The organism is Streptomyces sp. NPDC002853 (assembly GCF_053591915.1).
Genome location: NZ_JBSFUS010000012.1, coordinates 336,253 through 360,733 on the forward strand (window position 1 = coordinate 336,253; position 24,481 = coordinate 360,733).

Genomic DNA, 24,481 nt, shown 5'->3' on the forward strand with positions numbered 1-24,481 from the left:
TCGGCTAAATCTAACAACGCGTGTGACCCCGCACCGTGTTGCACGACTGAAACGTCGTGCCTGCTGGCCGGTCGTTCCGTACAGGTGCGTCAAGTCATGGCTTGTGCCCAAGTTTGATGACTGATGAGGCCGATACCTTTGGCTGATTTGCAACTGCTGCTACGCAAAGTCGAGTTGGCTGTCACGCTGAGTGTGACTAGAGTGACGCGGGCGCGATAAGTGACCACCGAGCCACCGCGATCCTCAAACGATCGGGGTAGGCCGGTAACGGGGAGGGTAGGCATCGTGCTTGCTACAGAAGGGCGCGGGGGGACGGCGCCGTCATCGGGCGCTGACCTCAAACGCGGGCTGGAGGCGCTGAAGACCTTTCGGCGGCGCGTCAACACGCTGCTCACGGAGTTCGAGGGATCAGCGGGCGGTTCGAGCGCGGTCGGGGGGTACAAGCTCTCCCGGGGTTCCTTCAGCGGCGAGGGCAGTACGTTTCCGGCAGCCGATGGCCTGTACTCGCAGTACAACCAAGTACACGAGCGGCTGACCTCGCTCTCCAAGATGCTCGGTGACCAGATCGACGCCATGAGCATTGCCGTGCATGGTGCGGACGTCGGGTTCGACAACCTTGACGAGGACCTGAGGCAGCGCTTCTGGGCGATTCAGACCAGGGTCGACCGTGATGCTGCTGCCGCTCAGCGTGAAAAGGACGGCATGCGCGACTCGTCCCGCAGCAATACCGACGACGGCTCCGACTCCGGGTGGCGTCTGTGAGCTTCGAAGGTCACCGCCTCAACGACATGATCGACCTGGTAGAACAGGCCAATCCCGGCGACCTGGAGAGCGCGGGGGAAGCGCTCAAGAAGGCTCGCAACGCGATTGCCGCGGCTGCCAAGGAGCTTGGCGAGCACATCGATCGTGTCGACTGGGAAGGCGAGGCGGGGGAGGCGTTCCGTAAGTGGGGCAAGAACCTCGTCAAGGACACGCATAACCTCTCCGATTTCGCTGACACGGCCAGCGTTCATATCGCATCCGCGGGGGCAGGGCTGGCGTCCGTACGCAGTTCCATGCCGCCCCGGGACCAGCGCGCCGATCCGAAGATGGTCGAGGACATTCCCACCCCCAAGCGGGTGGACGGCAACGCGGAGTACGACGCCGCGACCAAGGCGGAGAAGCATCGGCAAGAGGCGATCAACCAGATGAACCGGTTGTCGTCGTTCTACCAGGTGTCGCAGCACTCGATGGCCGGGCAGGAGCCGCCTACGTTTTCGGCTATGCCGAATGTGGGAGTACCGAGGCCTGTGGGCAGGGGCGATGGTTCTGGTGGTGGGGGGCAGGAGGCGGCGAACTCCACTGTGGTTCCAGCCGGACCTCTGGGAATGGCTCCGGGTCCCGTCGACACCGCGATGTCAGTTCCCGCACCTTCGGACGACACCTCGCCGCCACGGGGCGCCGAACGTGGTCCGATCACCACCCCGGGCGGCTCGATCGTTACCCCGGACCAGTCTGTTGGCACGGAGATCGACAGCGTCGGTACCTTGCCGCCGCAAACCGTCAGTCCGGCACCCGGTTCGCCGCCTCCAGGCCCTGGCCCCACGGGTATTGGTGGCGAACCTGTCCCTCCCCTCGTGGGCGGTCCTCGGAACCCGGCGATCAATGGTCCGGTGACTCGGCCCTCAGCGCCCGCAGGGGGGCCGAAGACTTCACTCCCGGCTCAGGGGCGAACCATGGGCCCGGCCGGGCCGACTGGGGGTCCGGGACGTGCTCCTTCGAGCCCGATTGGGCGCGCAGGGCAGACGGCTACGGGAAGAAACATCAGTGGTCCGACGACGGCTGGGCAGCCGCCGTTGGGACGTGCCGTAACCGGAGGAACGCCTCGACCCAGCGAAGCGGTGGGCCCGCGTTCTGGCGTGCCCGGGACTGGTGCGGGACGCGCCAATGGCGTTGTCGGAGGGCGGCCTGCCTCTGGCCCGGTGCCGAATCCTGGCCAGTCTCGGGTGTCCCGCGGCCCGGTCATTGGCGCTGAGGGCACTGGTGGTTCGAGAACCACAGGCGGAGGCGGAAACCAGCGCGGGGTAGTGGGAGCGAAGCCCCAGGGTCGCCCGGCTGGTGGGGGGCAGGTGCCTCGCCGGTCCACCGCTAACGCAGATGGTGTTGTCGGGGCCCCCAGGGGGCGTGTACCCGCCCGCGGGGGCGGCAGTAGCGGGTTCACAGCTGGTGGAGCAGGCTTGGTGCGTGGTTCTGGGAGCAACAGACAGCGCCCTGATCGGGACGAGGACGAGGGTGCGCAGCGGCCTGGGTGCCTGGTCGAGGATGAGGAAACACATCTGCCTAGCAGCCGGCGGCAAGTGCCGCCGGTAATCGACTGATCGCGAGCGAGGACGTGCAGGGCATGGAGCCAAAGTTCGACCGACGTTGCCAATGGGTCGAGCCGTTTTCGGGGCCAGGACGGAGATTCGCCGCTCTCGTGGGCTCGACAGTCGGTGTGTTGGCCCTCGTGTCAGTCGCGCTGGCCCCGAGCGCTGTTGCCGACGATGTTCGGTCTCAGCAGTGGCACCTGGATGCCATGGGTGCCGATGACCTGTGGAAAGTCAGCACTGGAAAGGGAATCAAAGTCGCGGTTGTAGACACGGGGGTCTCGGAGACTCCTTCCCTCGAAGGCCGCGTGCAGCCGGGCAAGGACGTGACGGACCTGCCTGGTGGGTCACGGGACGACTACGACAGGCATGGAACCACGATGGCTGAGCTGATCGTGGGATCCGGCCGAGGCGGGGGAATACAGGGCTTGGCGCCCGGAGCGAAAGTCGTGTCCTTCCGCACCAATCTGGGCGACAAGTTCGGGAAGGAGGGAAGCCGGAGTGCCGAAGCAATTCGGGCCGCGGCCGACAGTGACGCCCAGATCATCAGCATGTCCTTCGGTTCTGATTACATGTATCCAGATGAGAAAGAATCGGTGAAGTACGCCGCTTCGAAGGGCAAATTGATGTTTGCCAGCGTTGGCAATGACAGGGAGAAGAAGAACTTCATCGGGTATCCCGCCGCATACCCATCTGTCACGGGAGTCTCCGCTGCGGACAAGTCCGGCAAGGTCGCAAAGTTCTCTGAACGCGGTGACTACGTTGACTTGGCGGCCCCGGGCCTAGGTCTTCCCACATGGTGTGATGAGACCTTCCGCTCGTACTGCGAGGACGGCGACGGAACCAGTGCGGCCACGGCCATCGCCTCCGCCTCCGCCGCCCTGATCTGGTCCAAGCACCCCAACTGGACGGCCAACCAGGTCCTCCGCGTCCTCCTCGACACGGCAGGCCGCGACTGGCCGAAGGACGATCCGAGCATGTACCTCGGTTATGGCCTCGTCCGGCCGGCCCCCAACTTGCTGGAGGGGAGGGGGGACCCCGGCCCCGCAGATGTCGACCCCCTCACCAATGAGAAGACGCCCGGTGCGGGCACCGGCACCGGCAAGGAGGCGTCGCCCTCTGCTTCCTCGCCGGCTTCGTCGCAGCCTCCAAAGGGGGCGACGGATGACGGGGCCGCGGCGGCAGCTTCAAGCGCCAAGCCCGGGGAGAGTGACGGGCAGTTGTGGTTGATCGTCGGGTCCATCGCCGCAGCCGCAGTGATCGGCGGGAGTGCCTTCGCAGTTATGCGTGCTCGGCGCAGAGCCTGACCGCGACGCAGCATCACCCGACCCATACCAACAAAGGTTCAAGAAGGGAGCCCAGCCGTGGCTGAAGGCCAGAAGTTGAACAATGAGCAAGTGGCGCTGCTGAAGAAAGAGATCGTGGGCAAGTACGAATCGGTCCAGCAGCAGCTCAAGCGTCTCCAGGGCACCCTCGACACGATGGAGGTCAACTGGCGAGGCGTCGGAGCTCACGCATTCGACAAGAAGCAGACTGAGCTCAACGAGCGCATGCAGGCGATCGGGAGGATCCTGGTGGACTTCCTGGAAGGCATCAGCGGCAACGAGAAGCTCACGGACGGACTTGAGGACCAGGTCCGGTCGACGATGGACAGCATCGACGTGCAGTACGGCGGCAAGCAGTCGGCCATCAACAGCTACTGAGACACGTCGTTCCCAGTGGAATGACCCTCTATAACCACCGAGAGACGGGGTAGACATGGCAAACGTTCACTACGGTGAGATGGCGGTCAAATATGGTGGCCTTGATGCCATCACGACCGAACTCGGTAACCAAGCCAAGCAGTTGGAAGCGGATCTCGCTGATATCAAGCGGGCGGTGGCGAAGGTGGCCGAGGGCTGGGAGGGCAAGGCCCACGAGGCGTACGTCCTGAAGCAGAAGGAGTGGGACGCCAACGCCGAGGCCATCCACCGGGCTCTGGTCGAGATCGGCCAGAAGGTCGGCCAGGCCGGCGGTGACTACCGCGGCGGTGACCTGAAGGGCGCCAGCTACTTCCAGTGAGCCGGAGTAGAACGCAACACCGGGGTGGACACGCGCGGGAGGTGTCCACCCCGTCTTGTTGCCTACTCCGGGGCGGCTCCACCATTCAGCGGCTAAGGCTCCAGGTCGAACTCCCCGTCGCGACCCCAGTACGAACGCGCGCCACTCCGCCCCGGGCGTACCCGCAGGACGGCCTTCGGTTCGATAAATGACCGCATGGCCACCGCACCCTCGGGTCGCATGGTCGATCAAATTGATGCTGATTCAAGAGCTTCGAGAATTACCGCGAGATCATCTCTCGATGCTGCGCAGAAAGCTTGGTCCTCTTCAGTGATGCGGAGCATGGCCTCATTGAAAGTAGTTCCATCGGGGCCAGGTTGCTGAATGAGGCGAGTGGGTGCGATCATCCAATGCCGGGTTACCTTGAGTGTCCATTCAATGGCGGTTGGTGTTTCTCGAATCACCGCATCGAAGACCCCTCTGAAGTCTTCATGAGGCTCCGCGAATCGCCAGGCGACGAAGGACACTTGCAGATATCCATATATGGGGTGCTGTTCGACAGGAGACCTGAGCCAGACTACCGATCCGAAGTTGTTCAGGACCCGTTTGATTCTTTCGCGCTGCGTGCCCTCAGTCAATGGCTTGCCTCCGCGTCTCAACGACGTCCCCTAGGTGGGAGAATCTGGTAATCCCCGTTGTGCCTGACAACCTTCTCGCCGTCATTTACATGCCGGAGCGCCCTCGCGTAGTCACCCAGAGGACTGGCTTGCTGCTAGGTGTGGGGTCGTAGGCGTAGTGACCTGACGTCCACGTCAGTCCCTGTGGGTTGGCCATCTCGGTGAGGCGCAGTTCGTGGTCATGGGTGAAGTCGTAGCGCACCCCGTCCGGCCCCGTGCGGGCGGACAGCGCGTCGAAGTGGGTGTACTCGTATCGGGAGGCACCACCCATCGCATCGACATTGGTGTGCGGTTGCCCTCACCGTCGTCCGCGGTCCGCGAGGCGGGATCGCCGACCGTGTCCCGGTCGAGTCCCTTCCCCGTTGTCGATGACGGTTTGAATCCCCATACGTCTGGATCAAGCAGCGCCACTCAGAACTCCCCAGCCACCAACCCCGTCTGCACCAACGGCTTCCCCCGCTTCCGTGACACGAAGGTCCCCCGTCCCGCCGGCATCGGCCGCGGGCGCACGCCGCCCAGGATGTCGCCCTCGCCGGGGTCTCCGGCGAGCACCACGCCCTGCGCGCCCAGCTCCTTCATCCGCTGCATGAAGGGCTCGTACGCCGCACGTCCCGCTCCCGCCGTCGAGCGCGCGATGATGAAGCGGACGCCGACGTCGCGGGCGAAGGGGAGCAGTTCGGTGAGCTGGCCCAGCGGGTTGCCGCTGGAGGTGGAGACCAGGTCGTAGTCGTCGACGATCACGTACACCGTCGGGCCCCGCCACCAGCTGCGGTCGCGGAGCTGCTGGGCGGTGACGTCCGCCGTGGGTGTGCGGCGGTTCATCAGGTCGGCCAGGGCCGTCATGTGGTGGTCCATGGCGTTCGACATGGGGATGTACTCGGCCAGGTGCGAGGCCGGTGTCACGCCGAGGAGCGAGCGGCGGTTGTCGACCACGAAGAGCTTGCACTCGTCGCCGCTGTAGCGCTCGGTGAGGCGGGTGATCAGCAAGCGCAGCAGGTTCGACTTGCCCGACTCGCTCTCGCCGAAGACGAAGAAGAAGGGGTCCTGCTCGAAGTCCACGAAGACCGGTTCGAGGTTGGTCTCGTCGAGTGCGAAGGACACGCCTCGGTTCGGGAAGACGTTTCCCGGCGGCAGCTGCTCGGAGGGCAGTTCCCTCGGCAGCAGGCGGACCTCCGGTGCACCCGCCCCCGACCAGTGGCGGGTCACCTCGGCCGTCAGCGCGGCCGTGGCATCAGCGAGGTCGGTGTCGGACGACGCGCAGTCGACGCGCGGGACCGCCGCCATGAAGTGCTGCTTCTGCGGAGTCTGGCCTCGGCCGGGCACCCCGGCCGGGACGTTGGCGGCGATCTTGCGGTCGAACTCCGAGTCCATGGTGTCGCCCAGGCGGAGCTCCAGGCGGTTCATGAGGTGGTCCTTGAGGTTCGACCGGACCTCCATCGACCTTGACGCGCTCAGGACCAGGTGGACGCCATAGCCGAGGCCGCGCGCCGCGATGTCGAGCACTGCCGGTTCCAGGCCTTCGTACTCCGAGCGGAAGTTGCCCCAACCGTCGATGATCAGGAAGACGTCGCCCCACGGCTGGTCGGCCACCGTGATCTCACCGCGTGCCCTGCGTGTCCGGAAGTCGGCGATCGACGGGATGCCGGACGTGCGGAAGTACTCCTCGCGTCGCGTCATCACGCCGTACACCTCGGCGACCGTGCGCCGCACCCGCTCGGGGTCGAGACGGGAGGCGACCCCGCCGACGTGGGGGAGTCCGGCCACGGACGACATTCCGCCGCCGCCGAAGTCAAGGCCGTAGAGCTGCACCTCGTGCGGGGTGTGCGTGAGCGCGAACGACGCCATCAGTGAACGCAGCAAGGTCGACTTGCCCGACTGCGGGCCACCGACGATCTGCATGTGGCCCGCCGCGCCCGAGAAGTCGCACCACAGTGCGTCACGGCGCTGCTCATATGGCTTGTCGACCAGGCCGAGGGGGACGACGAGCCGCCCCGCTCCCTCGTAACCCGGCTGCGTGAGCCCACGCCCCGGCACGGCCGCGAGACCCGGAAGCAGCTGGTCCAGGGACGGTGGGCTGTCCAGCGGCGGCAGCCACACCTGGTGGGCCGCCGGGCCCTGCGCCTCCAGACGGCGCACGATGACGTCGAGGACGGTGTCGGCGAGCGCGTCGTCCGGGTCCGTCGCCGACTGTGTGCGCGGCTCAGGCACTACCGCCGGCGCGGCATAACGCACGGGAACCTCGGCCGCCGTGAACAGCACCGGACGGCGGTCCACCGGCCGTGGCCCGCCCAGCGCCGCGGCCTGCTGCGAACCCGAGCGGTACACCCCGGAGACGTACGCCGCCTTGAAGCGCACCATCTCGTCCGTGCCGTATTTCAGGTAGCCGGAGCCGGGCACGTTCGGCAGCTGATAGGCGTCCGGGACGCCGAGTGCCGCGCGCGACTCGGCCGCCGAGAAGGTGCGCAGACCGACTCGGTACGAGAGGTACGTCTCCAGGCCGCGCAGCCGGCCCTCCTCCAAGCGCTGCGAGGCAAGGAGCAGATGCACACCCAGCGAACGGCCGATACGGCCGATCTGCACGAACATCTCGATGAAGTCCGGCTTGGAGGTGAGGAGTTCGCTGAACTCGTCGATGACCAGGACCAGGGACGGGATCGGCTGGAGCGGGGCCCCTGCCGCGCGCGCCCGCTCGTAGTCGTGGATGTTGGCGTAGTTGCCCGAGTCGCGCAGCAGCTCCTGGCGCCGGTTGAGTTCGCCGCGGATGGAGTCACCCATGCGGTCGACGAGCGTCAGGTCGTCCGCCAGGTTGGTGATCACGGCGGCGACGTGCGGCATCTGCGCCATCCCGGCGAAGGTCGCACCGCCCTTGAAGTCGGCAAGGACGAAGTTCAGGCTCTCCGAGGAGTGGGTGACGGCGAGGCCGAGCACCAGCGTGCGCAGCAGCTCCGACTTGCCCGAACCGGTGGCTCCCACGCACAGACCGTGCGGGCCCATGCCTTCCTGCGCCGCTTCCTTGAGGTCCAGCATGACGGGGCGGCCGTCCTCGCCGACGCCGATCGGCACGCGCAACCGCTCCGCCTGCGCGCGCGGGCGCCAGGTCCGGGCCGTGTCGACCGAGTTCGCGTCACCCAGGCTCAGCAGATCCGTGAACTCCAGGTTGGCCAGGAGAGGCTCGTCGTCGTCCCCGCCCGATGCCACCCGCAGGGGGGCCAGCTGCCGGGCCAGTGCCTCGGCGGCTTCGTAGGAGAGGAGATCGGGCTTGCCCTCGTACACCAGGCCGTGCCCGGACTCGATGCGCAGCGTCTTCGGCTGCACGACGACGGACAGCCCGCCGCGACCGCCTGTCAGTTCCCCCGGTACGACCTCCACGACCGTCACGCCCTGCAGTCCCTCCGGGGACGCGAGGACCGACATGGGAGGCAGCGAGAGACCATCGAGTACGACGACGATGTGCGGCTCGTCCGGCACATGTGTTCCACCGGGGTGGAAGCGGGGACGCCCCTGCAGCCGGGCGGAGAGCATGGCCTCGAGCTCGATCGGGTCACCGGTGATCAGGCGCCGGCTGCCCGCACCGTCCGCGGTGCCCTGCGTCTGGCAGTGCGGGAGCCACTTGGACCACTCCCATTCCGGAGCGGCCTCCCTCCCCACCGCGACAGCGATCACCAGGTCCTGGGGGGAGTGCAGCGAAGCGAGAGAACCGGTCAGCGCCCGGGCCGCCGCCCGGACGGTGTCCGGATCACCGCTGACCGTCACGTGGTAGAAGGCCCGCAGAGAGATCGCCATGGGCAGGTCTTCCAGCGTGCTGTGCGCGGCGAGAAAGCGCTGCATCGCCCCCGCGGTGAGCGGTTCCAGTTCGTCCACCGGGGCGGTCTCCGGCGGGACGAGCGGGGTGGCGAGCGACTGCGGGCCGAGCCCGACGCGTACCTGCCCGAAGTCCTCGTCCCCCGTACGGCGTTCCCAGACCCGGCTGCCCTCGGCGACCAGGGCCCACAGCTGTTCGGGGGAGGGATGGAGGTAGTACTGGGCGTCACGCTGGGCCCGTGCGGTCTCCAGGGCTTTCCGCCGGGTCTGCTTGAGATATCGGAGGTAGTCGCGCCGCATGTCGGCCAACTCGCCCTGCGTCCCGCGCCGGTAGCGGATCAGCATCGCGACGGACATCGCAACCGTCGAGGCGACCATCACCATGCCCATGATCTTCATGAACGGATGCGAACTGGGCATGAAGAAGAACACCACGGACCCGCCCATGCCCAGCATGGGAAGGAGCTGCATCATCGCGCCCTCCTGCTGCCCACGCGGCAGTTCGGGCGGCGGCTGCAGCACGACATCCTCGGTGGGTACCTGAGACGGCAGAGCCCGAGGTGGGCGCTTCACGACGATGTGGCTCACTACGCACCAATTCCCCTACAGGGCCGAGGTGTTCCGTCCGCCGCCCCGTTTCAGGCGGACGCAGGCCGCTGTGTGATCCTACTGATACGGGTGGTGACCGGTCGGCGGTAGGGTGCCGAGGTGCGCGTGAGCACCTGCTAATCCGGCCGAAGAGCCGCCCGTGCAACCGGCCGATGAATCGGTGCATTCAGCGGTATGTGGTGAGGGTTGCCACCAAGAACCAGCCAGCTGGGTCCGATTGCGCCGCGATGCGCCACACGATGCGGCACAGTCGGCGGACATGCCACGCGCGCAACACCAGCAGCACTGATGACATCGCCATCAGGACCACAGCATGGAGGGGGAGCAGCAAGGTGAGCATGACGGCCTCCGCGACGGCCACCGGATCGGGCAGGACCGGCCCGGGGACCACTCCGGGACCCGCCTCCGGGACCGGCGCGGGATTCGGCTTCTGCCGGGTCACCATCGTCGCGCCCGACAGCCGGATCGACGTGGCACTGCCCGACGACATCCCGGTCGCCGACATCTACCCGGAGATCCTGCGGCTCTCCCGGCAGAGCCCGGCCGAAGGCGCCCCCGTCGGCTACCACCTCGTACGCCGTGACGGTGCCGTCCTTGACAGCGCCCGGTCCTTCGCGGCGCAGCGCATCCTCGACGGCGAGCTCCTGACCCTGCGCCCGTTCTCGGAGTCGTTGCCGCCCGCCGTCTTCGACGACGTGTCGGAGGCCGTCGCCTCTGCGGTGACGCGCGATCGCACGCTGTGGGACGGCGACTCGACGCGCGTGGCAGGGCTCATCGGCGGCGCCGTGCTGCCGGCCCTCATCGCCTTCGTGGCCTGGACCGCAGAGCCCCGCCACGACATGCACAGCCTGCCGGGCATCCTCGCCGCCGTCGCGGGCCTGCTGCTGCTCACGCTCGCCTGCGTGCGTGCGCGGATCTACGACGACCGGACCTCGGCCATCGCTCTCGGCCTCGGCGCCCTGCCGAACGTGGCCGTGGCCGGCTCCGGGCTGCTGCCCCTGACCGAGGGGCAGGGCATCGGCAGGCTCCAGTTCCTGCTCGCCTGCACGGCCGTACTCATCGCCTCGGTGATCCTCACCCTGGTGTCGCCGCGTGGGGACGGCCCGTTCGTGGCCTTCGTCTTCGCCTCCGCCGTCGGCCTGCTCACCATGTTCATCGCGACGCTCAGCAGCCTGGAGCCGATCGAGACAGCGGCGCTCTGCGCCCCGCTGGCCGTGGGTGCTCTCGCGTTCCTGCCGGGTCTGTCCATGCGGTTCGCCCGCATCCCCATCGGCTTCGAGTCCCCGCACGCCGCACGCAACGAGTACGGCGCCGAGCCGGAGCCGCAGCAGCCGGTCGACGCCGAGCGCATCGCCGCCCAAGCCCGCCGCGGTCATGAACTGCTCGTCGGCCTGGTGGGCGGCTGCGCCCTGGTGTCCGTCGGTGCGGCCGCGGTGCTCGGCTTCTCCGACGATGTCTGGGGGCAGCTGCTTGCCCTCGCCACCGGCATCGCGATGCTGATGCGCGCCCAGCTCTTCCGCTACACGGCTCAGGTCGCCTCCACGCTGGCCGCGGGCCTGGGGGCGCTCGTGCTGCTCGGACTCGGCCTCTGCCTCAACCCGCCGCACGCGCTCATGCGCGATGCCCTGCTCGGCGACAGTTCGGCCCTCAACGTACGGACGCTGTGGCTGATCGCGGCGATCGCGGCCGCCTCGGTGTTGGTCACGGCCGTAGGTCTGATCACGTCACGCCGAGGAGTCACCCCGTTCTGGGGCCGTTTCACGGAAATCGCGGAAGGCTTCGTCCTGCTGACGTTGGTCCCGCTGACCCTGGCCGTGTTCGACGTGTATGCCTCAGCACGAGCGCTGACCAGCTGACAGCTGCGCCCTGTCTGTCAGCCCGCGTCCCGGCTGCCCTCGCCCGCCGCCGGCTCCAGGTCGAACTCCCCGTCCCGTGCCCCGAGTACGAAGGCTTGCCACTCCGCCTCGGTGTACCGCAGCACCGTCTCGGGCTCGATGGATGACCGCATGGCCACGGCGCCGTCCGGCAGGTACGCGATCTCGACCCGCTCCTCGTGTGCCTCGGTGCCCGGTGCGCTGTGCCACTCCACGCCGGAGATGTCGAGAGCGTAGAGCTCGTTCTTCTCGCGCTCTTTGCGAGCCTGGACGTCCTCGTGCTGTGCCTCGGCCATGGCGCGACGGCCCCTTCCACCTGTGCGAACCAACCGTGAGCTCAGACTACTTGGCAGCCCGGAAGGTACGCAGCGCAATGGCCTCGTCACCCGCGGTTTCAGGCGCGATCCGCCAACCCTGAACGGAGGGTGGCGAAAGCGCGGAGATAAGGTGACGCGCGCATCGTGCGGAACCTGAACCAGTGGGCATTTGCGGTGAGTTCACCCGCAACTCCGCACGACGCGACGCCCCTTCGAACCGGATCCGAACCAGATCCGAACCAGATCCGAGCCAGGCCCGAGCCAGATCCGAGCCAGAAAGGCCCTGCCGCGTGAGCTACGGCCCGCAACATTCCCCTTTTACTCAGTCAGTTCTGAGCGCGGAGAGGGAGAACAAGAAGCGCCGCCTGAGGGCGCTGGCCGTTCTGCTGGCAGTGGCTCTCTGCGTGGGCAGCGGTGTCGTCTGGGCGGTGGCCGACGACGATCAGCCGCAGGCGAAGACGCCGGCCGCCGTCCGGCAGGCGCCGGACGAGATCCGGGAGACCGTAGAGAAAGCACCCCGGAGCCCTGAGGCCAACCTCGCCGTCGACTACAACGAGAAAGAGTTCAAGAAGAGGTTCGGGCGCGAGACCGTCCACGCGCCCGGCGCCTGGGCGACGGAGAAGCACTTCGTCCGGGGGACAGGCAGCACGCTCAAGGGCTTCAAGTTCGGCACGTTCGAGGAGGACTGGTCCGCCGAGCTGACCGGGCCGATATGCGACACCACCCGCCACGTCACCGCCGACGGACGCACGGCTGTCCTCCTCCAGGGGAAGGCCGACAAGCCCAAGGGCGAGGACGACAAGCCCAAGAGCGACAAGGGCAAGAAGAAAGACAAGAAAAAGGACAAGAAGAAGGACACGAAGAGCAAGGGCAAGAGCAAGGGCAAGGGCAAGGGCAAGAAAGCCAAGAGCAAGAGCCCCAAGGCCGACGACCCCGCCAAGTACCTCTGCGACGAGCTGGCCTTCTTCGACCTGAACACCGGCGACAAGCTCTGGCAGGTGAAGCTGCCCGACGCCAAGGGAGCGTTCGCGCCGCACACCAACGTGACCATGACGCGTGGCACGGTCGCCGTGGCCTGGGGTAACGGCTCGGTCGCGTACGACATGAAGCGCGGGCGGCAGCTGTGGACGAGCGCGGCCTCCGCGGAGTGCCGGGACCTCGGCTTCGCGGGCGGGCGCGACCTCCTTGCCCTCGCTCAGTGCGGGGACACCGATGAGCCCCGGTTCAAGGTGCAGAAGGTGCGGCCCAGGACAGGCAAGACGGAGTGGACCTACAAGGTGGCGCGTGGCATCGAGAGCGTCTACCTGGTGTCGTCCGACCCCGCTGTGCTCGCCGTCTCCACCGCCGGTACCGCCGTGACGGACTTGATCACCCTCGATGACCGGGGCGGCTACCGGACCACGATCGACATGCCGGAAGACCGCTTCGCCGACCATTGCCACAAGCCCCTCTTCGGAGCCGTGGAGACGTGTGACGCGATCGTGGTCGGGCGGGACCAGCTCTTCCTGGCGGCCTCGAAGGGCTCGCCCGCGGACCACTGGATCGTCTCGTACGACCTCGGTACCGGTAAGACGGTCAAGAAGTTCGACTCGAAGGCGGACCGCCCGATGTACCCCTTGCGGGTGAGCGGCGGCAAACTGCTCGCGTTCCGGCCGAGCGACGACGGCGTCTCGCCGGCCGCCGTGGTCAGCCTTGACCCGCGTACGGGCAAGGAGAGCCCGTATCTGCTCTTCGGCATGCCGGACCGCATCGGGATGGAGAATCCGGAGGAGACCGAGATCATCGTCGAGCACGGCCGGGTCTTCTTCGCCCCCCGGGAGCTGTCCGCGGAGGACAGTGGACCCTGGAAGGGCACGGCCCTCAGCGCGCTGGGAGTCGAAGGCGCCTGAAGCGCGGAATCTGAAGCACGGATCCTGAAGCGCGGAGCCCGGCCGTAGAAGCCCCCGGCAGGAACCTCTGGCGGGAACCTCTCGGCAGGACCCCCGGCAGGCCCCCCCCGGCAGGCCCCCCGGCAGGAACCCCCGCCAGGAACCCCCGGGGACTGGACAAGAGCCCTGTCAGTCGTCCACGACCCGGCTGGTACCCTGTGTAACGGCCGTATGTGTACGCGCCCCCGGACCCCCGAGATCGGACCCCCGGTCAAGGGCCTGGAGGCAGCGCCCAGCGGACCTCGCCTCCCGAGTTACGGAAGCTCCCCTGAGATTTAGACCAGGGGCACTCGGTGGCCACGAAAAGACTACGAGGAGTAAGCGTGTCGCTCGACGCCGCTACGAAGAAGCAGATCATGACCGAGTTCGGCCAGAAGGAGGGCGACACCGGCTCCCCCGAGGTCCAGGTCGCCATGCTCTCCCGCCGCATCTCGGACCTGACCGAGCACCTCAAGACCCACAAGCACGACCACCACTCCCGTCGTGGTCTGCTGATCCTGGTCGGTCAGCGCCGCCGTCTGCTGCAGTACCTGGCCAAGAAGGACATCAAGCGCTTCCGTGCGCTGGTGGACCGTCTGGGCATCCGTCGCGGTGCGGCGGGCGCGAAGTAAGACATCGTGAAGGGGGCGGTTCCCACGTAAGAGGGGGCCGCTCCCTTTGCTGTACGTGCGCGTTGTCACCGACGCTTTGTAGTCTGGTGACACAACCACGTCCCCGCGGGTAGGGATCACCATGGTCCAGCGCTCGGGGGACAGCAGTACGACCCCACGAGGGAGAGGCGCACCCAGCCGCCGCCGGTCCTCGGTAGTGGCCCCCGGGCGAAACCCCCGGGAGCTTCGATCGAAGACCGGCCCGCACACACGGCGCGCTTCTCCACACAGTCCCCGTCCACGAAGGACGCATGGGACGCCGCCCCCGGGCCACACGGGCCCAGGGGCGAGAAGACGAAACGTAGACACGTAGGAGAACAGTGGAGAACGAGACCCACTACGCCGAGGCTGTTATCGACAACGGCACTTTCGGCACCCGCACCATCCGCTTCGAGACGGGCCGCCTGGCCAAGCAGGCCGCAGGCTCCGCCGTCGCGTACCTGGACGACGACACCATGGTGCTGTCGGCCACCACCGCTTCCAAGCGGCCCAAGGACCAGCTCGACTTCTTCCCCCTCACGGTGGACGTCGAGGAGCGGCAGTACGCCGCCGGCAAGATCCCCGGTTCGTTCTTCCGTCGTGAGGGCCGTCCCTCCGAGGACGCGATCCTGACCTGCCGCCTGATCGACCGCCCGCTGCGTCCTTCCTTCAAGAAGGGCCTGCGCAACGAGATCCAGATCGTCGAGACGATCATGGCGCTCAACCCCGACCACCTGTACGACGTGGTCGCGATCAACGCCGCCTCCTGCTCCACGCAGCTGGCCGGCCTGCCCTTCTCCGGCCCGATCGGCGGCACCCGTGTCGCACTGATCAAGGGTCAGTGGGTCGCGTTCCCGACGCACACCGAGCTCGAGGACGCCGTCTTCGACATGGTCGTCGCCGGTCGCGTCCTCGAGGACGGCGACGTCGCGATCATGATGGTCGAGGCCGAGGCCACCGAGAAGACCATCCAGCTGGTGAAGGACGGCGCCGAGGCCCCGACCGAAGAGGTCGTCGCCGCCGGTCTGGAAGCCGCGAAGCCCTTCATCAAGGCGCTCTGCAAGGCCCAGTCGGACCTCGCCGCCAAGGCCGCCAAGCCCACCGGCGAGTTCCCGGTCTTCCTGGACTACCAGGACGACGTCCTCGAGGCCCTCACCGCCGCCGTGAAGTCGGAGCTCTCCCAGGCCCTGACCATCGCCGGCAAGCAGGAGCGCGAGGCCGAGCTGGACCGCGTCAAGGAGATCGCCTCCGAGAAGCTGCTCCCGCAGTTCGAGGGCCGCGAGAAGGAGATCTCCGGTGCCTACCGCGCGCTGACCAAGAAGCTGGTCCGCGAGCGCGTCATCAAGGACAAGGTCCGCATCGACGGCCGTGGCGTCACGGACATCCGTACGCTCGCCGCCGAGGTCGAGGCCATCCCGCGCGTGCACGGTTCGGCGCTGTTCGAGCGTGGCGAGACCCAGATCCTGGGCGTCACCACCCTCAACATGCTCCGTATGGAGCAGCAGCTCGACACCCTTTCGCCGGTGACGCGCAAGCGCTACATGCACAACTACAACTTCCCGCCGTACTCGGTCGGCGAGACCGGCCGCGTCGGTTCGCCGAAGCGCCGCGAGATCGGCCACGGCGCGCTCGCCGAGCGCGCGATCGTGCCGGTGCTCCCCTCGCGCGAGGAGTTCCCGTACGCGATCCGTCAGGTCTCCGAGGCTCTCGGTTCCAACGGCTCGACGTCCATGGGCTCGGTCTGTGCCTCGACGATGTCGCTGCTGAACGCCGGTGTGCCGCTGAAGGCCGCCGTCGCCGGTATCGCCATGGGTCTGATCTCCCAGGAGATCGACGGCCAGACGCACTACGTCGCCCTCACCGACATCCTCGGTGCGGAGGACGCGTTCGGTGACATGGACTTCAAGGTCGCCGGTACGAAGCAGTTCGTGACCGCGCTGCAGCTCGACACCAAGCTCGACGGCATCCCCGCCTCGGTCCTGGCCGCCGCGCTGAAGCAGGCCCGCGACGCGCGTCTGCACATCCTCGACGTGATGAACGAGGCCATCGACGTTCCGGACGAGATGTCCCCGAACGCGCCGCGCATCATCACCGTCAAGATCCCGGTGGACAAGATCGGTGAGGTCATCGGCCCGAAGGGCAAGATGATCAACCAGATCCAGGAGGACACCGGCGCCGACATCACGATCGAGGACGACGGCACCATCTACATCGGTGCCGCCCAGGGCTCGCAGGCCGAGGCCGCCCGCGCCACGATCAACGGCATCGCCAACCCGACCATGCCGGAGGTCGGCGAGCGCTACCTGGGCACCGTCGTGAAGACGACGACCTTCGGCGCGTTCGTCTCGCTCATGCCGGGCAAGGACGGTCTGCTGCACATCTCGCAGATCCGCAAGCTCGCCGGCGGCAAGCGCGTGGAGAACGTCGAGGACGTCGTCGGCGTGGGCCAGAAGGTCCAGGTCGAGATCGCCGAGATCGACTCCCGCGGCAAGCTCTCCCTCATCCCCGTCATCGAGGGCGAAGAGGGCGACGACACGAAGGACGACACCGACAAGTGACGTCGCGTAGCACCACGACGACGGCCCGCCCCTCTTCGGAGGGGCGGGCCGTCGCCCGTACCCAAACCCTCCTCAAGGGCAAGGACGGCATCGGCACGGTCCGCCGTACGACGCTGCCGGGCGGCCTGCGTGTCGTCACCGAGACCCTGCCCTCCGTACGCTCGGCGACCTTCGGGATCTGGGCGAACGTCGGATCCCGTGACGAGACGCCGTCCCTGAACGGCGCCACGCACTACTTGGAGCACCTGCTCTTCAAGGGCACCAAGAAGCGCAGCGCCCTCGACATCTCGGCCGCGCTCGACGCGGTCGGCGGCGAGATGAACGCGTTCACGGCCAAGGAGTACACGTGCTACTACGCACGCGTGCTCGACACCGACCTGCCGCTGGCCATCGACGTCGTCTGCGACATGCTGACGGGCTCCCTGATCCTCCAGGAGGACGTCGACGCCGAGCGTGGCGTCATCCTCGAAGAGATCGCGATGACCGAGGACGACCCGGGCGACTGCGTGCACGACCTGTTCGCGCACACGATGCTCGGCGACACCCCTCTCGGCCGCCCCGTCCTCGGCACCGAGGAGACGGTCAACGCCCTCACCGCCGAGCGGATCCGCCGCTTCTACAAGAAGCACTACGACCCGACCCACCTGGTGGTCGCGGCCGCGGGCAACGTGGATCACAACAAGGTCGTACGACAGGTCCGCGCCGCCTTCGAGAAGGCCGGCGCCCTCCACCGCACCGACGCGACGCCGGTCGTCCCGCGCCAGGGCTCCCGTGCCCTGCGTACGGCGGGCCGCGTCGAGGTCGTCAACCGCAAGACCGAGCAGGCCCACGTCATCCTCGGCATGCCGGGCCTGGCCCGCACCGACGAGCGCCGCTGGGCCATGGGCGTCCTGAACACCGCGCTCGGTGGCGGCATGTCGTCCCGCCTCTTCCAGGAGGTCCGGGAGAAGCGCGGCCTGGCCTACAGCGTGTACTCGTACACGTCGGGCTTCGCCGACACCGGCCTCTTCGGCGTGTACGCGGGCTGCCGCCCGAGCCAGGTGCACGACGTGCTGAAGATCTGCCGCGACGAACTCGACCAGGTCGCTCAGAACGGCCTGACCGACGACGAGATCAGCCGCGCGATCGGCCAGCTCGCGGGCTCCACCGTCCTCGGCCTCGAGGACACCGGCGCGCTGATGAACCGTATCGGCAAGAGCGAGCTGTGCTGGGGCGAGCAGATGTCGGTCGACGACATGCTGGCCAAGATCGCGGCGGTCACCCCGGACGACGTCCGCGAGGTCGCCCGTGAGGTCCTCGGTCACCGTCCCTCGCTGTCGGCCATCGGCCCGCTCAAGGACAAGCAGGCCGCCCGCCTGCACGAAGCGGTCTCCTAACTCGCTCAACTCCCTTAAGGAATCAGGCACATGAGCAAGCTGCGCGTGGCGGTCATCGGGGCGAAGGGCCGCATCGGCTCCGAGGCCGTCCGAGCCGTCGAAGCCGCCGAGGACCTGGAACTGGTCGCGGCCCTTGGCCGGGGCGACAAGCTGGACACGCTGGTGGAGACCGGCGCCCAGGTCGTGGTCGAACTGACCAACCCCGATGCCGTGATGGGCAATCTGGACTTCTGCGTCCGGCACGGCATTCACGCCGTGGTCGGTACGACGGGCTGGACCGACGAGCGCGTCGCGCAGCTGGAGACCTCACTGGCCGCATCGCCGAAGACGGGCGTCCTGATCGCCCCGAACTTCTCCATCGGCGCGGTCCTCACCATGAGGTTCGCGCAGATCGCGGCGCCGTACTTCGAGTCCGTCGAGGTCGTCGAGCTGCACCACCCGAACAAGGCCGACGCCCCCAGCGGCACCGCCACGCGCACCGCCCAGCTCATCGCCGAGGCGCGCCGGGAAGCGGGCAGCGCCCCGCAGCCCGACGCCACGACGACCGCGCTGGACGGCGCCCGCGGCGCGGACGTCGACGGCGTGCCGGTGCACTCCGTGCGCCTGCGCGGCCTCCTGGCCCACCAGGAGGTGCTGCTCGGCGGCGAGGGCGAGACGCTCACCGTCCGGCACGACTCGCTGCACCACAGCAGCTTCATGCCGGGCATCCTGCTCGGCGTACGCCGTGTGGTGAGCACTCCGGGCCTGACGTTCGGCCTGGAACACTTCCTGGACCTGAACTGACGCGGGCCGGCTGACCTCATGCGAGCGAAGATCACTTACGCCGTCACGGCTGCCGTCCTGGTCGTCTACTTCGTCCTGGTCGGCAGCCGCGGCGTGCTCCTCATACAGCACGGCACCGCGCTCACCGTCACCTTCGGCGTCGCGGTGCTCATCCTGCCGTTCATCGGCGTCTGGTTCCTCTGGAAGAACACCCAGTTCGTCCAGCGCGCCAACCGTCTCGCCGCCGAGCTGGAGGCCGAAGGCGGCCTGCCGGTGGACGAGTTGAAGCGCACGCCCGGCGGCCGCATCGACCGCGACTCGGCCGACGAGGTCTTCGCCAGGCGCAAGGCCGAGACCGAGGACTCGCCGGACGACTGGCGCTGCTGGTTCCGCCTCGCCGTCGCCTACCACGACGCCCGGGACACCCCGCGCGCGAGGCAGGCGATGCAGCGCGCGATCGCGCTGCACGCGGGCAGGCCGGTGAACGTCTAGCGTCACCGTCCAGCGTCTCGGATCAGGCGGTACGGCGGTACTCGTCGGCCCACACCTCGATGGAGTCGGCCGCCCGGTTGAACGCCTCGTACCGCGCCAGGAAGTCGGCGTTGCGGTCGGTGAGCAACGGCTGCTGCCCTTCGGTCCGCTGATCCCGGCGTACGAGGACGAGAGCCTGCCCTTGCACGGTGCGGGGCAGCCCTAGCCACCGCACGGGCTGCTGCGTCGTACGCACCGTCACGACCTGCGCCCACGGCACGGTCTGCGTCGTCAGGAAGGCCACACGACGCAGCCCGTGCGCGCTCACCCACGTACCCATCCGCAGCAGGCGCAGCGCGCTCACGATGACGGCCACCGCGAGCCCCGCGCAGAGAGCGGCGCCCGCCGGCGAGTCCGCGAAGGCGATGATGACGGCGGCGACCAGGACGTACGAGGCGAGCAGCAGGAGCAGCGCGGCAGCCCCCACCCGCCACGGGCCCGGCCGGTAGGGCCGGCGCCAGTGGTCGCGGTCGTCGAACGGCAGCGCGGCGTCGTCCGCTGACTCGTCAAAGGCGCGGTCCGCCGTCAGGAAGGGCAGGGGCACGACTGAATCCTCACTCGATCCACGCACGGGCTGTGCCCGGTGAGGCTACCGAGCCCCGCTCCCGCCGACCACCTCTGGGGGGCCATGGGGGTGCCTCCCACGCCTTTGGTGCAGTGGGGGCGAGTCAGGGATCAGGCGGTCTTCATCGACCGTCCGAGGCTTCCGACTGCTGGTTCTGCGCGGGTGACTGATCGGGCGACAGGGCTGGCATGCCGAACAGCAGGGAACCCGCGAGGCCGGCGACCACGACCAGGCCGACCAGGGTGCGGCCCACGACCTGAGCGGCCGAGGCACGCTCTCGGGGTGGGGGAGTGACATTGCTGCGGAACTTGTCGGCTTCGGCGATGAAGGCGAACGGGACGGGCTCGCGCCGACGGAACATGGGGTGCGTTTCTCCTCACGCGACTCGAACTTAACTCTGTTGTCCAGTCAGACGCTCGAAACGGCCAATTGGTGCCCGGTTTCGCCAAATTCGCCGAAGATTGTCGTGGCGGGCCACCGAACGGCCGATTGTCGGTGCCGGGCCATAGAGTGGGCGCCGCCCGAGTGATGCACATGGAAGGACCCCCGCCAGTGAGCGAGACCCCCACCGAAGACCTCAAGCCCAGCTTCCGCAGCGAGGTCACCGTCGAGTTGGTGAAGCATGCCGCGACCGACTCCGACGTCCTGTGGGCCGCCCGTGTCTCCACTGCCGGCGAGCAGTCCCTGGAGGAACTCCAGAAGGACCCCGAGCGCTCCAAGGGCCTGATCAACTACCTGATGCGGGACCGCCACGGCAGCCCCTTCGAGCACAACTCGATGACGTTCTTCATCAGCGCCCCGATCTTCGTCTTCCGTGAGTTCATGCGGCACCGCGTGGGCTGGTCGTACAACGAGGAATCGGGCCGCTACAGGGAGCTTGAGCCGACGTTCTACGTCCCTGACGAGTCCCGCAAGCTCGTCCAGGAAGGCCGCCCCGGGAAGTACGTCTTCGTCGAGGGCACCCAGGCCCAGCAGGAGCTCACGGGCCGCGTCATGGAGGACTCCTACCGCCAGGCGTACGAGGCGTATCAGGAGATGCTCGCCGCCGGCGTGGCCCGCGAAGTCGCCCGCGCGGTCCTGCCGGTCGGCCTCTTCTCGTCGATGTACGCGACGTGCAACGCCCGTTCGCTGATGCACTTCCTCGGCCTGCGCACGCAGCACGAACTCGCCAAGGTCCCGTCCTTCCCGCAGCGGGAGATCGAGATGGTCGGCGAGAAGATGGAGGAGCAGTGGGCCAAGCTCATGCCCCTCACGCACGCGGCGTTCAACGCCAATGGACGTGTGGCTCCGTAAGGCACTGATGTACGGGTGGGCTGAGTGAGGTGTCCGTATTGCGGCATTTCGAGAAGTTCATCTAGCCTGATCAAACGGACCCGGCACTGCTTGAACCCCCGAGCAGGCAGTGCCGGGCTCCTCACTTGTCAGGTCCGCACACATCCCCCGAGGGGGGACCACGCGCTGAGCAGCGAGTAGCGTGTTACCCATGGCTCCGACCTCCACTCCGCAGACCCCCTTCGGCAGGGTCCTCACCGCTATGGTCACGCCCTTCACGGCGGACGGCGCACTCGACCTCGACGGCGCGCAGCGGCTCGCCGCCCACTTGGTGGACGCAGGCAACGACGGCCTCGTCATCAACGGCACCACCGGCGAGTCCCCGACCACCAGCAACGCGGAGAAAGCCGACCTCGTACGAGCCGTGGTGGAAGCAGTCGGAGACCGCGCCCACGTCGTGGCGGGCGTCGGCACGAACGACACCCGCCACAGCATCGAGCTCGCCCGCGACGCCGAGCGTGTCGGCGCCACCGGCCTCCTGACGGTCACGCCGTACTACAACAAGCCCCCGCAGGAGGGCCTCCTCCGGCACTTCACCGCGATCGCCGACAGCACCGAGCTGCCGGTCATGCTCTACGACATCCCCGGCCGCAGTGGCGTACCGATCAACACCGAGACGATCGTCCGTCTCGCCCACCACCCCCGGATCGTTGCCAACAAGGACGCCAAGGGTGACCTCGGCCGCGCCAGCTGGGCCATCGCCCGCTCCGGCCTCGCCTGGTACTCCGGCGACGACATGCTGAACCTCCCGCTGCTCTCCGTGGGCGCCTGCGGCTTCGTCTCCGTCGTCAGCCACGTGGTCACACCGGAACTGCGCGCGATGATCGACGCCTACTCCACGGGTGACGTACAGAAGGCCACCGAGATCCACCAGAAGCTGCTCCCGGTCTTCACCGGCATGTTCCGTACGCAGGGTGTGATCACCACCAAGGCCGCGCTCACCCTGCAGGGCCGCCCCGCGGGCCCGCTGCGCCTGCCCCTGGTCGAGCTGTCGCACGACGAAACGGCCCAGCTCAAGATCGACCTCGCCGCCGGCGGGGTACAGCTCTAACCACAGACTTCACAACTGAATACGCGAAACATCGCAGGACACCGTCCTGCACTCACACCAAACAACTGCTACTGCACGAACGTCATGCGCGCCACGTGCCTTGGAGGTACGTGGCGCGTGTGGTGAGGAGAGTCTTTTGAGTCATCCGCATCCTGAACTCGGCGCCCCGCCGAAGCTCCCCAAGGGCGGCCTGCGGGTCACCCCGCTGGGCGGCCTCGGTGAGATCGGCCGCAACATGACCGTATTCGAGTACAACGGTCGCCTGCTGATCGTCGACTGCGGAGTGCTCTTCCCCGAGGAGGAGCAGCCCGGAATCGACCTGATCCTGCCGGACTTCACGTCCATCAGGGACCGCCTCGACGACATCGACGGCATCGTGCTCACGCACGGCCACGAGGACCACATCGGCGGTGTCCCCTATCTCCTGCGCGAGAAGCCGGACATCCCGCTGATCGGCTCCAAGCTGACCCTCGCGCTCATCGAGGCGAAGCTCCAGGAGCACCGGATCCGTCCGTACACGCTGGAGGTCGTCGAGGGCGACCGCGAGCGCCTCGGCCCGTTCGACTGCGAGTTCATCGCGGTCAACCACTCCATCCCGGACGCCCTCGCCGTCGCCGTCCGCACCCCCGCGGGCATGGTGGTCGCCACCGGCGACTTCAAGATGGACCAGCTGCCGATGGACGGCCGCCTCACGGACCTGCACGCGTTCGCGCGGCTGAGCGAGGAGGGCATCGACCTCCTTCTCTCCGACTCGACGAACGCCGAGGTCCCGGGCTTCGTCCCGCCGGAGCGCGACATCTCGAACGTGATCCGCGGCGTCTTCGCCGGCGCCCAGAAGCGGATCATCGTCGCCAGCTTCGCCAGCCACGTCCACCGCATCCAGCAGATCCTGGACGCGGCCCACGAGTACGGCCGCAGGGTCGCCTTCGTCGGCCGCTCGATGGTCCGCAACATGGGCATCGCGAGGGACCTGGGCTACCTCAAGGTCCCGCCGGGCCTGGTGGTCGACGTCAAGACGCTGGACGACCTGCCGGACAGCGAGGTCGTGCTCGTCTGCACGGGTTCGCAGGGTGAACCGATGGCCGCCCTCTCCCGGATGGCCAACCGCGACCACCAGATCCGCATCGTCCAGGGCGACACGGTGATCCTGGCGTCGTCGCTCATCCCCGGCAACGAGAACGCGGTCTACCGCGTGATCAACGGCCTGACCCGCTGGGGAGCGAACGTCGTCCACAAGGGCAACGCCAAGGTGCACGTCTCCGGCCACGCCTCGGCTGGCGAGCTCCTGTACTTCTACAACATCTGCAAGCCCAAGAATCTGATGCCGGTACACGGCGAATGGCGCCACCTGCGCGCCAACGCCGAGCTCGGCGCGCTCACGGGCATCCCGCACGACCGCATCGTCATCGCCGAGGACGGCGTTGTCGTCGACCTCGTCGAGGGCAAGGCGAAGATCGTCGGCAAGGTCCAGGCCGGTTACGTGTACGTCGACGGCCTCTCCGTGGGCGATGTCGGCGAGCCGGCGCTGAAGGACCGCAGGATCCTCGGGGACGAGGGCATCATCTCGGTCTTCGTGGTGGTGGACTCCAGCACCGGCAAGATCACCGGGGGCCCGCACATCCAGGCCCGCGGCTCCGGCATCGAGGACTCGGCCTTCTCGGCAGTCATGCCGAGGGTCCAGGAGGTCCTCGAGAAGTCGGCCCAGGACGGCGTCGTCGAGCCCCACCAGCTGCAGCAACTCATCCGCCGCACGCTGGGCAAGTGGGTCTCGGACAACTACCGCCGACGCCCGATGATCCTTCCCGTCGTCGTCGAGGTCTGACCCCGACACTGCGTGAACCAGGAGCGGGGCGCCTCGATTTGCATCGGGGCGCCCCGCTCCAGTACGTTTACGTCTCCGCCTGAGAGGGAAGCACCCGGCGCTCACGTGCCCGGAGCAACCCGAAGAGGGCGGGGGAATTCCGACTCAGAACCTCTGATAAAGTCGGAACCGCCGGAAAGGGAAACGCGAAAGCCGAAAGGCCGGAGCGGGAACCGGAAAGGCACCGAGGAAATCGGACACGAAAGAGTCTGATAGAGTCGGAAA

Annotated in this window: 20 protein-coding genes and 2 pseudogenes; 14 read left to right on the top strand and 8 right to left on the bottom strand. The window is 67.7% G+C overall.

Translation table 11 applies throughout. The features are described from left to right. Positions 1-285: 285 nt before the first annotated feature. The 4 genes from ACWD02_RS32130 (at position 286) to ACWD02_RS32145 (ending at position 4,406) form a co-directional block, all read left to right on the top strand. A complete protein-coding gene (locus ACWD02_RS32130; protein WP_451216730.1) occupies positions 286-762 on the top strand; it encodes a hypothetical protein in 477 nt (158 codons plus the stop codon). A gap of 1,693 nt (positions 763-2,455) precedes the next feature. After that, positions 2,456-3,652, top strand: a complete 1,197-nt coding sequence (locus ACWD02_RS32135) for a S8 family serine peptidase (RefSeq protein WP_451216733.1) — start codon at positions 2,456-2,458, stop codon at positions 3,650-3,652. Positions 3,653-3,742: 90 nt separating this feature from the next. After that, on the top strand, positions 3,743-4,048 hold the full coding sequence (locus ACWD02_RS32140; RefSeq protein ID WP_451216736.1) for a WXG100 family type VII secretion target: 306 nt from the start codon (positions 3,743-3,745) through the stop codon (positions 4,046-4,048). 55 nt (positions 4,049-4,103) lie between these two features. Beyond that, positions 4,104-4,406 carry a WXG100 family type VII secretion target gene (locus ACWD02_RS32145; protein WP_451216739.1) on the top strand — a complete coding sequence of 101 codons (303 nt, stop codon included), beginning with the start codon at positions 4,104-4,106 and terminating at the stop codon, positions 4,404-4,406. 92 nt (positions 4,407-4,498) lie between these two features. Here ACWD02_RS32145 and ACWD02_RS32150 read toward each other — a convergent pair. The 5 genes and pseudogenes from ACWD02_RS32150 to ACWD02_RS32170 all read right to left on the bottom strand — a co-directional run. Beyond that, a pseudogene (locus ACWD02_RS32150) lies at positions 4,499-4,621 on the bottom strand (DUF397 domain-containing protein); the annotation flags it as partial. 12 nt (positions 4,622-4,633) lie between these two features. Next, positions 4,634-4,912 (bottom strand): hypothetical protein, encoded by a 279-nt coding sequence (locus ACWD02_RS32155; protein WP_451216742.1) that lies wholly within the window; start codon positions 4,910-4,912, stop codon positions 4,634-4,636. Between the two features lie 253 nt (positions 4,913-5,165). Further along, positions 5,166-5,401: pseudogene (locus ACWD02_RS32160) on the bottom strand (hypothetical protein); the annotation flags it as partial. A 72-nt stretch (positions 5,402-5,473) separates the two neighbouring features. Further along, positions 5,474-9,451, bottom strand: coding sequence for a type VII secretion protein EccCa (eccCa, locus tag ACWD02_RS32165; RefSeq protein WP_451216745.1), 3,978 nt, complete (start codon positions 9,449-9,451; stop codon positions 5,474-5,476). A gap of 187 nt (positions 9,452-9,638) precedes the next feature. After that, positions 9,639-9,812 (bottom strand): hypothetical protein, encoded by a 174-nt coding sequence (locus ACWD02_RS32170; protein WP_451216748.1) that lies wholly within the window; start codon positions 9,810-9,812, stop codon positions 9,639-9,641. Between ACWD02_RS32170 and eccD the strand changes: the two genes are divergently transcribed. Further along, positions 9,805-11,328 (top strand): type VII secretion integral membrane protein EccD, encoded by a 1,524-nt coding sequence (gene eccD, locus ACWD02_RS32175; protein WP_451216751.1) that lies wholly within the window; start codon positions 9,805-9,807, stop codon positions 11,326-11,328. The two genes, ACWD02_RS32170 and eccD, sit on opposite strands and share 8 nt — an antisense overlap. A 17-nt stretch (positions 11,329-11,345) precedes the next feature. Here the strand turns inward: eccD and ACWD02_RS32180 are convergent, their stop codons facing one another. Continuing rightward, the gene (locus ACWD02_RS32180; protein ID WP_451216754.1) at positions 11,346-11,642 is read right to left on the bottom strand and encodes a DUF397 domain-containing protein; all 297 of its coding nucleotides are present in this window, start codon (positions 11,640-11,642) and stop codon (positions 11,346-11,348) included. Positions 11,643-12,055: 413 nt separating this feature from the next. On the opposite strand from ACWD02_RS32180, the gene ACWD02_RS32185 reads away from it, so the two are divergent. The 6 genes from ACWD02_RS32185 (at position 12,056) to ACWD02_RS32210 (ending at position 19,408) form a co-directional block, all read left to right on the top strand. Then, positions 12,056-13,552 (top strand): outer membrane protein assembly factor BamB family protein, encoded by a 1,497-nt coding sequence (locus ACWD02_RS32185; protein ID WP_451216757.1) that lies wholly within the window; start codon positions 12,056-12,058, stop codon positions 13,550-13,552. Positions 13,553-13,914: 362 nt separating this feature from the next. Further along, positions 13,915-14,202 carry a 30S ribosomal protein S15 gene (gene rpsO / locus ACWD02_RS32190; RefSeq protein WP_160507553.1) on the top strand — a complete coding sequence of 96 codons (288 nt, stop codon included), beginning with the start codon at positions 13,915-13,917 and terminating at the stop codon, positions 14,200-14,202. A 359-nt stretch (positions 14,203-14,561) separates the two neighbouring features. Continuing rightward, on the top strand, positions 14,562-16,778 hold the full coding sequence (locus ACWD02_RS32195) for a polyribonucleotide nucleotidyltransferase (protein WP_363212644.1): 2,217 nt from the start codon (positions 14,562-14,564) through the stop codon (positions 16,776-16,778). Further along, positions 16,775-18,154, top strand: coding sequence for a M16 family metallopeptidase (locus tag ACWD02_RS32200; RefSeq protein ID WP_451216762.1), 1,380 nt, complete (start codon positions 16,775-16,777; stop codon positions 18,152-18,154). The genes ACWD02_RS32195 and ACWD02_RS32200 overlap by 4 nt, the downstream gene beginning before the upstream one ends. A 30-nt stretch (positions 18,155-18,184) precedes the next feature. After that, on the top strand, positions 18,185-18,937 hold the full coding sequence (gene dapB / locus ACWD02_RS32205) for a 4-hydroxy-tetrahydrodipicolinate reductase (protein WP_451216765.1): 753 nt from the start codon (positions 18,185-18,187) through the stop codon (positions 18,935-18,937). 18 nt (positions 18,938-18,955) lie between these two features. Next, complete coding sequence (locus ACWD02_RS32210) at positions 18,956-19,408, top strand: tetratricopeptide repeat protein (RefSeq protein WP_363212647.1); 453 nt, start codon at positions 18,956-18,958, stop codon at positions 19,406-19,408. Positions 19,409-19,430: 22 nt separating this feature from the next. Here the strand turns inward: ACWD02_RS32210 and ACWD02_RS32215 are convergent, their stop codons facing one another. Together ACWD02_RS32215 and ACWD02_RS32220 are read right to left on the bottom strand one after the other, a co-directional pair. After that, positions 19,431-19,991 (bottom strand): hypothetical protein, encoded by a 561-nt coding sequence (locus ACWD02_RS32215; protein WP_451216768.1) that lies wholly within the window; start codon positions 19,989-19,991, stop codon positions 19,431-19,433. Positions 19,992-20,133: 142 nt separating this feature from the next. Further along, entirely contained in the window at positions 20,134-20,373 is a 240-nt protein-coding gene (locus ACWD02_RS32220) for a hypothetical protein (protein WP_160507559.1), read from the bottom strand. Positions 20,374-20,564: 191 nt separating this feature from the next. On the opposite strand from ACWD02_RS32220, the gene thyX reads away from it, so the two are divergent. The 3 genes from thyX to ACWD02_RS32235 all read left to right on the top strand — a co-directional run bounded on the left by thyX (position 20,565) and on the right by ACWD02_RS32235 (position 24,217). Then, a complete protein-coding gene (gene thyX, locus ACWD02_RS32225) occupies positions 20,565-21,305 on the top strand; it encodes an FAD-dependent thymidylate synthase (protein WP_451216771.1) in 741 nt (246 codons plus the stop codon). Positions 21,306-21,495: 190 nt separating this feature from the next. Further along, a complete protein-coding gene (gene dapA / locus ACWD02_RS32230) occupies positions 21,496-22,395 on the top strand; it encodes a 4-hydroxy-tetrahydrodipicolinate synthase (RefSeq protein ID WP_451216774.1) in 900 nt (299 codons plus the stop codon). 136 nt (positions 22,396-22,531) lie between these two features. Next, positions 22,532-24,217 (top strand): ribonuclease J, encoded by a 1,686-nt coding sequence (locus ACWD02_RS32235; protein WP_451216777.1) that lies wholly within the window; start codon positions 22,532-22,534, stop codon positions 24,215-24,217. Positions 24,218-24,481: the final 264 nt, after the last annotated feature.

Bases quoted from the DNA above. Each gene is read 5' to 3' on its own strand.
- ACWD02_RS32170 (WP_451216748.1), bottom strand. From the start codon at position 9,812: ATGCTCACCTTGCTGCTCCCCCTCCATGCTGTGGTCCTGATGGCGATG.
- dapA (WP_451216774.1), top strand. From the start codon at position 21,496: ATGGCTCCGACCTCCACTCCGCAGACCCCCTTCGGCAGGGTCCTCACC.
- ACWD02_RS32210 (WP_363212647.1), top strand. From the start codon at position 18,956: ATGCGAGCGAAGATCACTTACGCCGTCACGGCTGCCGTCCTGGTCGTC.
- ACWD02_RS32180 (WP_451216754.1), bottom strand. From the start codon at position 11,642: ATGGCCGAGGCACAGCACGAGGACGTCCAGGCTCGCAAAGAGCGCGAG.
- ACWD02_RS32220 (WP_160507559.1), bottom strand. From the start codon at position 20,373: ATGTTCCGTCGGCGCGAGCCCGTCCCGTTCGCCTTCATCGCCGAAGCC.
- dapB (WP_451216765.1), top strand. From the start codon at position 18,185: ATGAGCAAGCTGCGCGTGGCGGTCATCGGGGCGAAGGGCCGCATCGGC.
- ACWD02_RS32145 (WP_451216739.1), top strand. From the start codon at position 4,104: ATGGCAAACGTTCACTACGGTGAGATGGCGGTCAAATATGGTGGCCTT.